At 68.3% G+C, this 15,905-nt stretch carries 13 protein-coding genes; 8 read left to right on the plus strand and 5 right to left on the minus strand.

All coding sequences use genetic code 11. The features are described from left to right. On the plus strand, positions 1–2,868 hold a 2,868-nt coding region (locus AWC08_RS36540), incomplete at its 5' end, for a cytochrome (RefSeq protein ID WP_159459997.1). Between the two features lie 445 nt (positions 2,869–3,313). Here AWC08_RS36540 and AWC08_RS15875 read toward each other — a convergent pair. Then, on the minus strand, positions 3,314–4,369 hold the full coding sequence (locus AWC08_RS15875; protein WP_174900773.1) for a PPE family protein: 1,056 nt from the start codon (positions 4,367–4,369) through the stop codon (positions 3,314–3,316). 123 nt (positions 4,370–4,492) lie between these two features. Here AWC08_RS15875 and AWC08_RS15880 point away from each other — a divergent pair, with 123 nt between their 5' ends. The 5 genes from AWC08_RS15880 (at position 4,493) to prrB (ending at position 9,718) form a co-directional block, all read left to right on the plus strand. Further along, on the plus strand, positions 4,493–5,125 hold the full coding sequence (locus tag AWC08_RS15880; RefSeq protein WP_069433998.1) for a TetR/AcrR family transcriptional regulator: 633 nt from the start codon (positions 4,493–4,495) through the stop codon (positions 5,123–5,125). A gap of 83 nt (positions 5,126–5,208) precedes the next feature. Continuing rightward, a complete protein-coding gene (locus tag AWC08_RS15885; protein WP_065133501.1) occupies positions 5,209–5,823 on the plus strand; it encodes a TetR/AcrR family transcriptional regulator in 615 nt (204 codons plus the stop codon). 95 nt (positions 5,824–5,918) lie between these two features. Continuing rightward, a complete protein-coding gene (locus AWC08_RS15890) occupies positions 5,919–7,589 on the plus strand; it encodes an FAD-binding dehydrogenase (RefSeq protein ID WP_069433997.1) in 1,671 nt (556 codons plus the stop codon). Positions 7,590–7,650: 61 nt separating this feature from the next. Next, positions 7,651–8,352, plus strand: a complete 702-nt coding sequence (gene prrA / locus AWC08_RS15895) for a two-component system response regulator PrrA (RefSeq protein ID WP_036364553.1) — start codon at positions 7,651–7,653, stop codon at positions 8,350–8,352. A 25-nt stretch (positions 8,353–8,377) separates the two neighbouring features. Further along, positions 8,378–9,718 (plus strand): two-component system sensor histidine kinase PrrB, encoded by a 1,341-nt coding sequence (gene prrB / locus AWC08_RS15900; RefSeq protein ID WP_065133507.1) that lies wholly within the window; start codon positions 8,378–8,380, stop codon positions 9,716–9,718. Here the strand turns inward: prrB and arfC are convergent. From arfC to arfA, 3 genes are read right to left on the minus strand one after another with little or no spacing between them, the layout of a single operon-like run. Next, positions 9,715–10,416, minus strand: a complete 702-nt coding sequence (gene arfC / locus AWC08_RS15905; RefSeq protein WP_069434002.1) for a channel accessory protein ArfC, sunset domain variant — start codon at positions 10,414–10,416, stop codon at positions 9,715–9,717. The two genes, prrB and arfC, sit on opposite strands and share 4 nt — an antisense overlap. Next, the gene (arfB, locus tag AWC08_RS15910) at positions 10,416–11,525 is read right to left on the minus strand and encodes a channel accessory protein ArfB (RefSeq protein ID WP_069433996.1); all 1,110 of its coding nucleotides are present in this window, start codon (positions 11,523–11,525) and stop codon (positions 10,416–10,418) included. The genes arfC and arfB overlap by 1 nt, the downstream gene beginning before the upstream one ends. A 12-nt stretch (positions 11,526–11,537) precedes the next feature. Next, a complete protein-coding gene (arfA, locus tag AWC08_RS15915) occupies positions 11,538–12,569 on the minus strand; it encodes a channel-forming protein ArfA/OmpATb (RefSeq protein WP_069434001.1) in 1,032 nt (343 codons plus the stop codon). Positions 12,570–12,670: 101 nt separating this feature from the next. On the opposite strand from arfA, the gene AWC08_RS15920 reads away from it, so the two are divergent. Together AWC08_RS15920 and AWC08_RS15925 are read left to right on the plus strand one after the other, a co-directional pair. Beyond that, entirely contained in the window at positions 12,671–12,934 is a 264-nt protein-coding gene (locus AWC08_RS15920; RefSeq protein WP_065133498.1) for a DUF2630 family protein, read from the plus strand. 3 nt (positions 12,935–12,937) lie between these two features. Next, on the plus strand, positions 12,938–14,494 hold the full coding sequence (locus AWC08_RS15925) for a phytoene desaturase family protein (RefSeq protein WP_142283616.1): 1,557 nt from the start codon (positions 12,938–12,940) through the stop codon (positions 14,492–14,494). Between the two features lie 90 nt (positions 14,495–14,584). On the opposite strand, the gene AWC08_RS15930 is transcribed toward AWC08_RS15925, so the two are convergent. Further along, positions 14,585–15,877 carry a citrate synthase gene (locus tag AWC08_RS15930; protein ID WP_065133496.1) on the minus strand — a complete coding sequence of 431 codons (1,293 nt, stop codon included), beginning with the start codon at positions 15,875–15,877 and terminating at the stop codon, positions 14,585–14,587. Positions 15,878–15,905 lie beyond the last annotated feature (28 nt).

Below are 15,905 nucleotides of genomic sequence, written 5' to 3' on the forward strand. Positions count from 1 at the left end.
GGCGCCGGCGGGACTGGCGGGCTACTCAACAGCATTTTCACAACCTCCGGGGGCCACGGAGTCGGTGGCGCCGGGGGTGACGGCGGCAGCGGTGGCGCAGCCGGCAACGGAGGCAACGGCGCCAACGGCTCATACGCGATCAACAACGGCGTCGGAGGCCGGGGCGGCGACGGAGGGAACCCGGGCACTGGCGGCGCCGGAGGGGCAGGCGGCAACGGCGCCAAAGCCGGCAACGGCGCCCAAGGCTCAACCGGCCTCAGCCCCCACAGCGGCGGCAACGGCGGCAACGGCGGCCAGGGCGCTGACGCCTTCATTACGAGCGGAAACGGCGCTAACGGTGGAGCGGGCGGAAACGGTGGCGCTTACGGCAATGGTGGCGCCGGTGGTGCCGGCGGTAACGGCTTGTACGGCAGCCCCGCATTCTCCAGCATGACCCCCGGTAACGGCGGCAACGGCGGCGTAGGTGGGACCGGTGGTGCTGGCGGCCAGGGCGGAACGCTTGGCGGTGACGGCGGCGCAGGCGGCGCCGGCGGCCACGGCGGAAACGGCGCCGCGGGCGGTGACGCGTTCAAGGCCTCCGACGGATTCTTTGCGGGCTCCAACGGCCAAAACGGGGCCAACGGCGGCAACGGGGGCGCCGGGGGCGCCGGGGGTGACGGCGGCATCGGCGGAAGCGCGGTTGTCGGCAAGGCGGGCGCCCACGGTGCCGGCGGTGCCGGTGGCAATGGCGGCAACGCCGGAATCGGCGGTGATGGCGGCAACGGTGCCGACGGCACATGGAGCGTCAACAACGGCATCGGCGGCAAGGGTGGCAACGGCGGCAATCCCGGCACCGGTGGAGCGGGTGGCACCGGCGGCAGCAGCGGTGGTACCGCACACGGCGCAAACGGCACCGCCGGAACCGCTCCCACCAGCGGCGGGAACGGCGGCAACGGCGGTCGAGGTGCCGACGCCAGCACCGGCCCCGGCAACGTGACGGCACCCTCCGGCGCGGCAGGTGGCAACGGCGGCGACGGTGGGCTCTATGGCAACGGCGGCAACGGCGGCGCAGGCGGCAAGGGCGGCCAGGGCACCGCGGGGCAGTCGTCGGTCATCGGTGCACCGCCGGCGCCCGGCGGCACTGGCGGCACCGGAGGCACCGGAGGCACCGGAGGTGCTGGCGGCAAGAGTGGCGCGCTCGCCGGCACCGGCGGCAACGGCGGCGCGGGCGGTGCCGGCGGCACCGGGGGCAACGGCGGCAGCGGCGGGAAAGGGTTCGACGGATTCGTGCCAGGCGGCAACGGCGATGACGGCTTCGATGGCGGCGCGGGCGGCCGAGGTGGTCAAGGCGGGACGGGCGGGGCTGGCGGATCAGGCGTGAACGGCTCGGGCAAACAGGGCGTCGGCGGGAACGGCGGACAGGGCGGAAACGGCGGCATCGCCGGAGGCGGCGGCCGCGGCGCCGACGGCTCGTTCAGCAACGGCGGCAACGGCAATGGCGGCAACGGCGGCAACGGCGGCGACCGCGGTGCCGGCGGACAAGGCGGCAGCGGCGGAGCAGGCTCCGCCAAGGGCGCCGACGGCGACTGGGGCAGCTCCCCCACCAGCGGCGGCAACGGCGGTAATGGCGGCAATGGCGCCAACTCCACCAACCCCGACGTCGCCGGCGGCGCCGGCGGCAACGGTGGTCACGGCGGCCTCGACGGCAACGGCGGTAACGGCGGCAATGGCGGCAACGGCGCCAACGGCGGCAACGGCACCAACGGCACCGGCGGCGCCGGCGGCACCGGATCTGCGGGAGGCGCTGGCGGCGCAGGCGGCAACAGCGGAGTTCTACACGGCGACGGCGGCAACGGCGGCAAGGGCGGCATCGGCGGAAATGGTGGCACCGGCGGTGCCGGCGGCACGGGCAGCAACGGCGGCAATGGTACGGCCAGCAACAATTCCGGCGGTGCTGGCGGCAATGGAGGCACCGGCGGTCAAGGCGGTGCCGGTGGTGACGGCGGGACGGGTGGTTCCGCGGGCAAGACCCTCAACCTCAACGGCGGAAAGAACGGCAGCCAAGGAGCTGGTGGAGCCGGCGGCTCGGGCGGCAATGGCGGCACCGGCGGGAATGGAGGCAACGGCGGCAACGGCGCTGACGCAACGGTGGCGACGCCGGGGGGCGGCTCCGGCGGGCAAGGCGGTGAGGGCGGCGATGGCGGCAAAGCTGGTGCCGGCGGTAAGGGCGGGTCGGGCATCACTACGGGTGCGACCGGCAAGAGCGGCGTGCAGGGCAATGGCGGCAACGGCGGCAACGGCGGTGCCGGCGGCAAGGGCGATGTCGTTGGCGTCTTGGCTGCCACTGGGGGCAACGGCGGCGCTGGGGGCCAGGGCGGTGATGGCACCAATGGTGGCAACGGCGGCGCAGGCGGCAGCGGCGGCAACTCTCTCGGACAGTCCCTGTCCGAGCCCGGCGCAGGCCGGAATGGGGGCGTCGGCGGCAACGGCGGAGGTGGCGGTAAAGCCAACAACGGTGTGGGCGGTAACGGCGGTGCCGGCGGCAACGGCGGTCGTGGCAGTAACGGGGGAGGATTCCACGGCGCAGGGAACGGCGGGCGCGGCGGCGTCGGTGGGGCGGGCGGAAATAGCGAACTCGGCACAGCTGGCAACGGCGGTGCCGGAGGAACGGGTGGCGGTGGCGGCACCGGAATAGACAGCGTGTTCGGCATCACCCCGGGCGGCAGCGGGGGTAGGGGCGGTTCTGGCGGCAACGGCGGTGCTCTGACGTTCGGTTCATTCGCACTGCCGGGCGACCCCGGTGAGCCTGGGTACTTCGGCTCAGGCCCCGATGGCATCTTCGGTGGTAACGGCGGCGGCGGTGGATCCGGTGGAGCCGGTGCCAGTTGACGACAGGCCAGTCGCCGACGCCAGGAGCGCCGAAACCACGTCGACGACCACGGCACAGCTGTGAACTGCCCTCGGCAACCAGGGCTCACGCGTGCTATCGCGGTCGACGTCAGCGACATTTCCCGGGTGTCCCGGGTGGTATACCGCGCAGCCGCCGTTTGGCTCAACACGCCGATGCGTCAGACCCAAGACTGCATTTGCGCCGAACGTGTCGTCCACACCGACGGTCGGTGATGCCGGCCGTTGCTTCATGGTCCGGTGAGGCTCGGGCCAGGTGATCCTCTGCGAGGGGAAGCGCGGGCTGACCGGGCTGATGCCGTTGGCGCGGGCGGCACTGATCGCGCCGGGCGCAAGCATCGTCGGCAGGTGATGGGACTGGCCGCACTCGTTCCGGGCGCGCGCCTAGAACTGGCGATTGCTGAGCATCCTGGTCGCAGGTGACCGGTTACACGCCGACGCGCGGAATCACACCGGGCCTTTGCTGGACCACATGAGAACCGCCACCGCCGCCGATCATTCGCCCGGGCATCCCGCCGTTGGCTCCACCGCCCGTCGGCATCGGCATCATCGGCATCCCGGCGCCTGCACCGGCCGCTGCCTCGGCATTGGCGAGTGTCGCGGCGCCGCCCAGGCTCGTGCCCGGTAGCGCAGCACCCACCCGCCCGTCCGGCGCCGACCCGAGCCAGCCCTGCGGCACCGACAACCCACCGATCGTGCGCGCCTGACCCAGCCCAGCCGCTGCGCCGAACCCGGCGCCACTCCCCGGCTTGACGGCCTCCACCGCCGCGACGGCAGACATTGCCGACGGCTCCGAAGCGCCGGCCAGTGGGTCGGTTGCCGGCGCCCCGCCGCTGCTGAGACTGGAAAGCGGCGTCAACGCCGTGCCGACCGACGTCGACACCAGCTGAACGCCCTGCGACAACGCATCCAGCGGGATCGCCTGCGCCACCCCCGCCGCCTGTGAGGCCAACCCCGCAAGATCAGCGGGCAGTGCGGCGAACGGCGTCAAGGAGACGGCCACCGAGACCGCATCCGCGAGATAGCCCAGCATGGCGATGACATCCTGAACCCACATGTCGATGTAGACGAAATCCGCGGCCGCAATCGCCGGTGTGTTCTGGCCCAAAAAGTTCGTCGCGACCAGTGCCAGCTGCTGCATCCGATTGGCCGTCACCTCCGCCGGATGCACCGTCGCGGTCCGAGCGGTCTCGTACGCCGCAGCCGCGGCCCGGGCCTGCACGGCGGCGCCCTCGGCAATGGTCGACGTGGCTCCCAGCCACCCGGCGAATCCCGCCGCGATGCCGCCCATCGCCATCGCCGCGGCGCCGGCCCACCAGCCATCGGCGAGGTCCGAAATCACCGAGTCGAAGGAGGACGCCGATGCCCGCAGCTCAGCGGCCAACCCGTCCCAGGCGGCGGCCGCCGAGTACAACGGCCCCGATCCTGCCCCGGTGTACATGCGCGCCGAGTTCACTTCCGGCGACAGCATCTCGAACCCCATCACGTCCACCTATCCTTCGTCGTCCGCCGTCTCAGAAAATACATATTCGTATACGATACGTCAATACATTGTATGTTAGTATGCATCTGATACTCATATGAATCTTATGAAGGCGAAGGGCCGATGACCTCAGCAAGCACCGCGAAGGCGACGCGGGTAACCAAGCGCCGCGCCGAAACCCGGGGGCGTCTGATCGACGCGGCGATCGACGTGTTCGCCGAGAAGGGTTACGGCCAGGTGACCATCAGAGATGTGTGCACAGCCGCCGGCTACACCCGCGGGGCGTTCTACTCACAGTTCGAGAGCCTGGAAGAGCTGTTGTTCGTGATCTATCACCAATGGACGACTCAGATCGCCGAACAGGTGCGCGGCGCCGTCGAGGCCGGTGACCCCGTCAATGATCTGCCCGCGATCATCGCGCGCATCGTGGAGACGCTGCTGCTCGAACGTGAGTGGCTGTTGATCAAGGCCGACTTGTTAGCGGTGGCCGCCCGCAATCCGGCGTTGGCCCAGCGCTGGTCGGTCCATCGCGGCAAACTGCGGGTGACCATCGAGGAACTGCTTGCCGCCCGTGGCGCCGGGCCGCACGAGCCGATCGGTAGCGCGAGCGATACGGCCCAGGCCATCATCGCCCTCTACGACGGTCTGGCCACCCAGCTGTTGCTCGAAAACGACGAGGGTGCAGCCCGCGCCCGGCTCATCCAGATGCTCAATATGGTCCTGATGCCGACGCGCACCGCCCCTGAGATCCCTTGATTTGATGACACGGCGCCCCCCAATGTGGCACGTCACGTATCAGATGTGGCAATGTATCGGCTACATCTAATAAGGGGGTGCGCATGCCAACAGCGACTACCGCGGCGAAGCCGCCGCGCGTCACCAAACGCCGCGCCGAAACCCGCGCCCGCCTCATGGAGGCGGCGTTCCGGGTATTCGCCGAAAAGGGCTACGGACACGTGACCATCGAGGATGTGTGCGAAGCCGCCGGCTACACCCGCGGCGCGTTCTACTCGCAATTCGAGAGCCTCGAGGAGTTGTTCTTCCTGCTGTACGACCAGTGGGCGGGACGCACGGCGGACCAGGTCCGCGCCGCCATGGAGGGCGCCGACGCTGTCGTCGATCTGCCCGGAGTCGTGGAGCGCATCGTCGACACCCTGCTTCTCGAACGCGACTGGCTGTTGATCAAATTCGACTTCTTGCTGTATTCCGCCCGCAATCCCGAGCTGGCCCACCGCTGGGAAGTCCATCGCGCACAGCTGCGCAAGGTCATCGAGGAACGCCTGATCGCCAGCGGTATCGGCTTCCACAAGGCCATCGACAGCGTCACCGACACCGCCCGGGCAATCATCGCCGCGTATGACGGGGTGAGTGTCCAGCTACTGCTCGACAGGGACCAGGCCGCCGCGCGCGCCTGGCTCACCCAATTGATGAACGTGGTGCTCACTCGGGACTAAGCCGCCAAAACAGCCCTTCCGATGCGTTCCTGAATATGATACATTTGTGTATCGAATCGTTCGGGTGACGAACTCAGGCGCAGAAAGGCTGTCTCATGGACGCTGATGTCATCGTTATCGGTGCGGGTCTGGCGGGACTGGTCGCCACCCACGAACTGACCCGGCGCGGCAAGAAGGTCGCGGTGGTCGATCAGGAGAACGAGGCCAATCTGGGCGGCCAGGCCTTCTGGTCATTCGGCGGGCTCTTCCTGGTCGACACACCCGAGCAGCGGGTGCTGGGAATCAAGGACTCCTTGGAGCTGGCGTGGAACGACTGGTCGGGCAGTGCGGCATTCGATCGCCTCGACGACGAGGACGTGTGGGCGGCGAAGTGGGCCCGCTCGTACGTCGAATTCGCCGCCGGCGAAAAGCGGTCCTATTTGACCGACCTCGGCATCAGGTTCATGCCCACAGTCGGCTGGGCCGAGCGCGGGGACCTGCGCGCCGACGGCCACGGTAACTCGGTTCCGCGCTTTCACATCGCGTGGGGCACGGGCACGGGAATCGTTGAGCCCTTTGTGAATTCGGCTCTGGATGCCGCACAGGACAACTTGGTGACGTTCTATCACCGTCACCGCGTGGACGAGTTGGTGTTCACCGACGGCGCGGTCACCGGGATCAAAGGCACGGTGCTGGCGCCCGACGACGCGGTGCGGGGTGCGCCGTCCAACCGCAACGTGGTCGGCGAATTCGAGCTGTCGGCCCAGGCGGTGATCATCACCACCGGCGGGATCGGCGGCAACCACGAAATGGTGCGGCGGTACTGGCCGGAACGCATGGGCACTCCCCCCGCGTCGATGATCACCGGCGTTCCCGAGTACGTCGACGGGCGCATGCTCGACATCGCCCACGACAGCGGCGTCCGGCTGGTCAACCGGGACCGGATGTGGCACTACACCGAAGGCGTCCGGAACTGGGACCCGATCTGGCCTAAGCACGCCATCCGCATCATCCCCGGTCCCTCGTCGATGTGGTTCGACGCGCTGGGCCGACGGCTGCCCGCCCCCTTCCTGCCCGGCTACGACACCTTGGGCACGTTGAAGTATCTGCGTACCAACCCCGAGATCGCGAAGTACGACTACTCCTGGTACGTGCTGACGCAGAAGATCATCAAGAAGGAGTTCGCGTTGTCGGGCTCGGAACAGAACCCCGACATCACCGGGAAGAGCCTGATGAAGGTGCTGCAGCAGCGCTTCTTCAACAAGGACGCCACAGGTCCCGTCGAGGCGTTCAAGGCCCATGGCGCCGACTTCGTGGTCGCCGACAACATCGAAGACCTCGTCGCCAAGATGAACGCCCTGACCGACGAGCCACTGCTGGATCCGGCCGGGATCCGCGCGCAGATCGAATCCCGCGATCTGCAGATCGCCAACCCGTTCTGCAAGGACGTCCAGGTGCAGGGCATCCGCAACGCCAGGCGCGCGCTGGGCGATCGGCTCGGCCGGGTCGCTACGCCGCACCGCATCCTGGACCCCAAGGCCGGACCGCTGATCGCCGCCAAGTTGCACATTCTGACGCGAAAGACGTTGGGCGGCATCCAAACTGATTTGTCTTCCCGTGCCATGGGCAACCACGGTCAGGCCATCCCGGGCCTGTACGCGGCCGGGGAGGTCGCCGGATTCGGTGGCGGCGGCGTGCACGGATATAACGCGTTGGAGGGGACGTTTCTGGGCGGCTGCATCTTCTCCGGCCGGGCCGCCGGCCGCGGCGCCGCGGACGATCTCTGATCCGCGCGATTGGGGGGTGCGCCTCCCACCGCCATTGCGCTCAATCAGGCAAGATAGGCGCATGGACACTGGTGTGAACTCACCTCGGGTCTTGGTGGTCGACGACGACTCCGATGTGCTCGCCTCGCTGGAACGTGGGTTGCGGCTGTCCGGATTTGAGGTGTCCACCGCGGTCGACGGCGCCGAGGCCCTGCGCAGCGCTACCGAGACGCGGCCCGACGCGATCGTGCTCGACATCAACATGCCCGTGCTGGACGGCGTCAGCGTCGTCACGGCGCTCAGAGCCATGGACAACGACGTGCCCGTCTGCGTGCTGAGTGCCCGCAGCTCCGTCGACGACCGGGTCGCCGGCCTGGAAGCGGGTGCCGACGACTACCTGGTCAAGCCGTTCGTCCTGGCCGAGTTGGTCGCGCGCGTGCGGGCCCTGCTGCGCCGGCGCGGCGCCACCGCCACCTCGTCGTCGGAAACCATCACCGTGGGTCCGTTAGAAGTCGACATCCCCGGCCGGCGCGCCCGGGTCAACGGCGTCGACGTGGACCTGACCAAGCGGGAGTTCGACCTGCTCGCCGTGCTCGCTGAGCACAAGACGGCGGTGTTGTCCCGCGCGCAGCTGCTCGAACTGGTGTGGGGCTACGACTTTGCCGCCGACACCAACGTCGTCGACGTCTTCATCGGATACCTGCGGCGCAAGCTGGAAGCCAACGGTGGGCCGCGGCTCCTGCACACCGTCCGGGGAGTCGGCTTCGTGCTCAGGATGCAATGAGCGCGGCAGGTGCCCGATGGTGGCCGTGAACATCCTGTCCCGAATCTTCGCGCGCACGCCGTCGCTTCGGACCCGGGTGGTGGTTGCGACGGTTATCGGGGCCGCCATTCCGGTACTGATCGTCGGCGCCGTGGTCTGGGTAGGCATCACCAAAGACCGCAAGGAACGTCTGGACCGCCGGCTGGACGAGGCTGCGGGGTTCGCGATCCCGTTCGTCCCCCGCGGCCTGGACGAGATCCCTCGATCCCCCAACGATCAGGACGCTTTGATCACCGTCCGCCGCGGCAACGTTATCAAGTCGAACACCGACATCAATCTGCCCAAGCTGCAGGCCGACTACGCCGACACCTTCATCCACGGGGTGCGCTACCGGGTGCGCACGGTCGAGATCCCGGGCCCGGAACCGACCTCGGTCGCCGTCGCCGCAACCTACGACGCGACCTACGCCGAAACCAACAACCTGCATCGACGGGTGCTGCTGATCTGCACCCTGGCCATCGGCGCGGCGGCCGTATTCGCTTGGCTGCTAGCCGCTTTCGCGGTGCGACCATTCAAACAGCTGGCGGAGCAGACGCGGTCGATCGATGCGGGCGACGAGGACCCGAGAGTGGAAGTGCACGGCGCGAGCGAAGCCGTGGAGATCGCCGAGGCCATGCGCGGCATGCTGCAACGTATCTGGAACGAGCAGAACCGCACCCAGGAGGCGCTGGCCTCGGCCCGCGACTTCGCGGCGGTCTCCTCGCACGAGCTGCGTACCCCGTTGACCGCCATGCGGACCAACCTCGAGGTCTTGGCCACCCTCGACCTGCCCGATGACCAGCGAAAAGAAGTGCTGAGCGACGTGATCCGCACGCAGTCACGGATCGAGGCCACGCTGAGCGCGCTCGAGCGGCTGGCCCAGGGCGAATTGTCCACCTCCGACGATCACGTGCCCGTCGACATCACCGATCTGCTCGACCGCGCCGCCCACGACGCCACCCGCATCTACCCCGATCTCGACGTGTCCCTGGTCCCCTCCCCGACCTGCATCATCGTCGGGATGCCGGCCGGGTTGCGGCTGGCCGTCGACAACGCTATTGCCAACGCCGTCAAACACGGTGGCGCCACCCACGTTCAGCTCTCGGCGGTCAGTTCGCGGGCCGGAGTCGAGATCGCCATCGACGACAACGGCAGCGGGGTGCCGGAGCAGGAGCGGCAGGTCGTGTTCGAGCGGTTCTCCCGGGGCTCCACGGCATCGCATTCGGGGTCAGGCCTGGGGCTGGCTCTGGTCGCGCAGCAAGCACACCTGCACGGCGGAACGGCGTCGCTGGAAGGCAGCTCGCTGGGTGGGGCGCGGCTGGTGCTGCGCCTTCCCGGACCGAGCTAGGTTTTACGAGTGCTGTTGCGCCACGGTGTGAAGAACGCCCGGGCGGCGAACTCCTCGTCCTGGAACCAGACCTGGGCCTCCGTGTCCTCGTAGCCCTCATCGTCGGGCGAGTAGAACAACCGGGAATCCATGCGCCCCTTGATCGTCCACCCGTCCGGACCGCTGCCGTCGAGGTTGGCGCGCATGGACCCGGCGCCGTAAGGTGCGTACGGCATCAACGGCAGGACGATGGTCTCCGCCTCGCTGCTAGCTGGAATCTTCTCCGTCAAAGCGTCTTTGGGAACCGGCCTGCGCCTGGGCGTGGCGCCTTTCGGCCTGGCCTTCCTGGCCGCGGCAGTCTTCTTTACCGGCCTCTTGCGGGCGACGGGAATGCGTTCCGTCGCAGGGTCTTTGGCGACGGGGATTCGTTCCGTCACGGCATCGCCGGAGACGGGTCTGCGTTTTCTCGGTGGCGCCTTGGAGACGGCTTTCTTCTGCGCCGGTCCGGGTTTGGGGTTGGCTCTGGAGGCGGGCAGCTTCTTGGTAGGCGCTTCGGCGGCAGGCGCTTTCATCACCGGCTCGGGTTTGGGTCGCTGCCTGGGTTCGGCAAGTACCCAGGCCGGCATCTGGGTTCTGGCGGGCCGGGCTGTCAGCGTGAACGTCAGCACCATGCCCAGTCCGAATGACACGGCGGCCAGCCACCAGTGCACATGGGCGATCATCGCTTCACTCCGATCCCGGGCCACTGCGACGGAGGTCCAGGCCATTGCGGTTGCGGCAACGGGGTTTCCGGCTCGGGGTCTGATGATGCGGCATCTTCGGATTCGGACTTGTCGGGCCCGGGCCACTGGGACGCGGGACCGGGCCACTGCGGCTGGGCCAACTCGGGCTCGGGTGCCGCCACATCCGCCACTTCCGGCTCGGGCTCGGGCTCAGGCTCAGGCTCGGGCTCAGGCTCAGGCTCAGGCTCAGGCTCGGGCTGGGGCTCGGCAACCTCGGCCTCCTCGGCCTCCTCGGAGTCCCTCGTCTCCGGACCAGGCCACTGAGACGCGGCGCCGGGCCACTGCGGCTGGACCAACTCGGGCTCAGGCTCTGCCACTTCGGCCACTTCCGGCTCAGCCTCGGGCTCGAGCTCAGGCTCAGGAGCCTCGGCGACCGGCTCGGGCTCCTCGTCGTCCCTCGTCTCCGGCTCAGTCCACTGAGACGCGGCGCCGGGCCACTGCGGCTGGGCCAACTCGGGCTCGGGTTCTGCCACCTGAGCAACTTCCGGCTCTAGCTCTGGCTCAGGCTCGGGCTCGGGCTCGAGAACCTCGGCGACCGGCTCGGCCTCCTCGGAGTCCCTCGTCTCCAGACCAGGCCACTGAGACGCGGCGCCGGGCCACTGCGGCTGGACCAACTCGGGCTCTGCCTCTGTCACCTCGGCCACTTCCGGCTCTGGCTCAGGCTCGGGCGCGACCGATTCGGGTCCCAGCTCCGGCGCCCCGGCACCCTCAGCACGCTCGGCAACCTCAGCGGGCGGCTCTTGCGACTCCGGCCAGAGCAGCTGCTCGAACGTCTCCCCCTCCTGCCCGGCCGACGCGGGTACGGGCACCGGCAACTGTGGCTCGGGCGCTGTCTCGATCTCCGAGGTGGGGGCCGACTGGGAGATCTCGGGCAATGATTGGAGCGCCATCGTGTCGGGCTCGGCGAACTCCGGCTCAGCCGACACGGGCGCGGACTCGGACTCCGGCCTGAGTGGCTTGATCAGCACAGCGGCGATCCCGTAGGCAACGGCCGACCCGGCCACAAATGCGGCCAGGTAGACCACCCACTGGACCAGAAAACTCATGGTTGATTCCCCCTAGCCGACCACAAGTTCTGCGCGACGGTTCTTGGCACGCCCCTCGGCCGTGTCGTTGCTGGCTATCGGATTGGCCGAGCCCAGACCTTTGGCAGTGACGCGATCCCGGCTCACGCCGTTGGCGATGAGGAACTCGGCCACCAGGTTGGCCCGCTGAATGCTCAGCGGAATGTTGATGCCTTCGGCGCTCGCGTTGTCGGTGTAGCCGTTGACCGTGATACGTGCGACCGGGCAGGCCTTGAGCTGGTCGGCCACCCGGAGCAGGATCTGGGTATCGTCCTGGGTGAGACTCACCCCGTCGGTGCCGAACGCGAGCGGACCTCCGGTCATCTTGTTGAGGACCGCCTGCAGGTCCTTGCATGCACCGGGTCCGGGAGGCGGCACGGAGGTACCTGCCTGCGGAATATTCGGGGTGATCTGACCCCTGGCGACGATTGCGTTGGCGACGTTCACCCCGGGCCACGCGTTGACCACCGCCCGTTCCACGGCGTCCTTCTGATCGGGGGACGCGGTGCCGCCCAACGTGACGGTGTCCCGCTCGACCTTAAGACTGAAGTCGGGGATCGGCGCGCCGGCAGTGAAGACCGGTTCTGCCACGGCGAAGTCGAGGGTGCGCACCAGCGGGTCGATATGAATCTGGTCAACCACACTGACCCCGGGCGCCGTAAGCGCTTTGAGCGATTTCATCAGCGCCGCCTTGGCGGTGTCGTCCGGGACGTCGCCGATGAGCGTAATGCTGTTGCCGCTGCGGCTGACGGAGAGCAGCGACAGCGACAGCCGCGGAGCGTTGGACGTGTTCGGCGGACCGCCCGGCGTGGCGGTCAGCGTCGGCAGGTCACCGGTCGGACCGTTGACGCCCATCGGTCGTTCGTATGCGCCGAATCCGATCATCGCCAACAGCAGCGGAATGACCGTGACACCGATCAACCAGGGCCGGCCCGGCCGCTGACGGTGGTACCTCGGGGTGAGTTGAGCCTGGTTGATTTGACGGGCGGGCGCCGGCGCTTCGTCCACCCCCACATCTGGACCCACCATCGCTCCTTCACTCAAACCGCCGTTGTTTGCGCTTCCAGGCGATATGAGCCTACCGAGTCCACATACGATACCGAGGCAACGTGGGGCAGACTGATGTGATGGCCAACGGAAGCAAACCGACGGACAGCGACGCCCTGGCACATATCCGCGAGCTGGTCGCTCAGGAGAAGGCCCTGCGTGAGCAGGTGCAACACGGCGAGATCTCGACCGACGAGGAACAGGAGCGGTTGCGCGGCCTGGAAGTCGAACTCGATCAGTGCTGGGACCTGCTTCGGCAGCGCCGGGCGTTGCGCGAAACCGGCGGCGACCCGCGTGAAGCCGCGGTGCGTCCGGCTGATGAGGTCGAAGGCTACCTCAATTAGCGCGTGTCAATGGCTGACGCCGATCTCGATGTAGTCATCGTCGGCGGCGGTCACAACGGCCTGGTCGCCGCCGCCTATCTGGCCCGGGCGGGCCTTCGGGTACGGCTGCTCGAACGATTGCCGCAGATCGGCGGTGCCACCATATCGGCCCAGGTCTTCGACGGTGTCGACGTCCGGCTGTCGCGCTACTCGTATCTGGTGAGTTTGCTGCCGCCGCGCATTCTCGAGGACCTCGGAGCGGGCGTGCGGCTGGCCAGGCGCCCCTACTCGTCCTACACGCCGGACCCGGGTACCTCTGGACGCACCGGCCTGCTGATCGGCTCACCTCACAGCTTCGCCGCCATCGGAGCGGCCGACGATGAGGGCGGTTTTGCCGCTTTCTACCAGCGCTGCGGGCTGGTGACGCAGCGCCTTTGGCCCACCCTGCTCGAACCCCTGCGCACCCGGCAGCAGGCTCGTCGACTCGTGGTGGGTGACGGTGATCCCGAGGCGATGGCCGCGTGGCGTGCCATGATCGATGAGCCGATCGGGCACGCCATCACCGACGCCGTCGCCAGCGACGTGGTTCGTGGGGTCATCGCCACCGACGCGCTGGTGGGTACCTTCGCGCGCCTGGACGACACGTCCCTGCTGCAGAACATCTGCTTCCTGTATCACGTGCTCGGTGGTGGCACTGGTGACTGGCATGTGCCGATCGGCGGCATGGGTGCAGTGTCCTCGGCCCTGGCCGCCGCGGCCCGCCGCCACGGTGCCGAAATATGCACGGCCGCTGAGGTTTTCGCGGTCAATCCGGACGGCGAGGTGTCCTACCGCAGCGGCGGGGACGAGCATCGGGTCCGCGGCCGATTCGTCCTGTCCGGTGTCGGACCCGCGGTGCTGGCCGGCCTGCTGGGTGAGCCGGTGCCACCGGTGGCGCCGGGTCCACAGGTCAAGGTGAATATGGTGCTGCGCCGGTTGCCTCGCCTGCGCGACCGGAATGTGACTGCGGAACAGGCCTTCGCCGGCACGTTTCACGTCAATGAGACCTGGTCGCAGCTCGATGCCGGATACCTGCGGGCTGCGGCGGGCCAGCTGCCGGATCCCTTACCGTGTGAGGCCTACTGCCATTCGCTGACCGACCCGAGCATCGTGTCGCCGGCACTGTCCGGCGTGCAGACCATGACGGTGTTCGGCTTCCATGCCCCGGTGTCCGGTTCGCCCGAACCGGACCGGTGGCGCGAGCGGCTGGCCGACGCGGTGCTGGCGTCGTTGAATTCCGTTCTGGCCGAACCCATTCAGGACGTGCTGCTGCCCGACGCACACGGACGCCCGTGCTGGGAAACCACCACCACGCTGGATCTGCAGGACCGGCTGGGGATGACCGCGGGCAATATCTTCCACGGCGCGCTGTCGTGGCCATTCACCGACGACGACGATCCGCTGGACACCCCGGCGCGTCAGTGGGGCGTGGCCACCGCGCACGACCGGATCATGCTGTGCGGCTCAGGCGCCCGCCGGGGCGGGGCGGTCTCGGGCATCGGCGGGCACAACGCCGCGATGGCGGTGCTGGCCTCCCTTTAGCTGCGCGAGCTGGGGGCACCTCCCGCGAGCAGACGCTAAGGCCCCCGTTTCGGCGCGGAAACGGGGGCCTTAGCGTCTGCTCGGCGGAAATTAGCGACCGTCGATACCGACGTAATCGCGCTCGGTGTAGCCGGTGTAGATCTGGCGCGGACGCCCGATCTTGCTGTCACCCTCGTCGTGCATCTCGCGCCAGTGCGCGATCCAGCCGGGCAGCCGGCCCAGCGCGAACAGCACCGTGAACATCCGCACCGGGAAGCCCAGCGCGCGGTAGATCAGGCCGGTGTAGAAGTCGACGTTCGGGTAGAGCTTGCGCTCGATGAAGTAATCGTCGGTGAGCGCCGCTTCTTCCAGCTGCTTGGCGATGTCCAGCAGCGGGTCGCCGCCCAGCTTCGCCAGAATCTTGTCGGCCTGCTCTTTGACGATCCGGGCCCGCGGGTCGTAGTTCTTGTAGACGCGGTGACCGAAGCCCATCAGCTTCACGCCGGCCTCACGGTTCTTGACCTTGCGGACGAACTCACCCACGTCGTCGCCGCTCTCGCGGATCTGCTCGAGCATTTCGAGCACAGCCTGGTTGGCACCACCGTGCAGCGGACCCCACAGCGCGTTGATGCCGCCGGAGATCGACGTGAACAGGTTGGCCTGCGAGGACCCAACCAGCCGCACAGTGGACGTCGAACAGTTCTGCTCGTGGTCGGCGTGCAAGATCAGCAGCATGTCCAGGGCGCGAACCACCTCGGGGTCGGCGTGGTAAGGCTCGGCGGGCAGCCCGAACGTCATCCGCAGGAAGTTCTCCACGAGGGTGAGCGAGTTGTCCGGGTAGAGGAACGGCTGGCCCACCGACTTCTTGTACGCGTAGGCGGCGATCGTGGGCAGCTTGGCCAGCAGCCGGATCGTGGACAGCTCGACCTGGGTGTTGTCGGTGGGGTCCAGCGAATCCGGGTAGTACGCCGACAGCGCGTTGACGGTGCTGGACAGCACCGGCATCGGGTGGGCGTTGCGCGGAAATCCGTCGAAGAACCGCTTGAGGTCCTCGTGCAGCATGGTGTGCAGCTGGATGCGCTGGGTAAATTCGGCCAGCTGGTCGGTGGTGGGCAGTTCGCCGTAGATCAGCAGGTAGGAGACCTCGATGAACGTGGACTTCTCGGCCAGCTGGTCGATCGGGTAACCGCGGTAGCGCAGGATGCCCGCGTCGCCGTCGATGTAAGTGATGGCGCTCTTGCAGGACGCGGTGTTGACGAAGCCGTTGTCGAACGTGGTGTGCCCCGTCTTCGACAGCAGCGGACCCAGCGCAATGCCGTCGGCACCTTCGGTTGCATGGACGACCTTGAGGTCGATCTCGCCCCCCGGGTACTTCAGAGTTGCGGTGTCGTCGGTGTCGCCCACGAGAACCCCTTTGCGCTCAGGCTTGATA

The organism is Mycobacterium gordonae (assembly GCF_002101675.1).
In the GTDB taxonomy this organism is placed as follows: Bacteria; Actinomycetota; Actinomycetes; order Mycobacteriales; family Mycobacteriaceae; genus Mycobacterium; species Mycobacterium gordonae.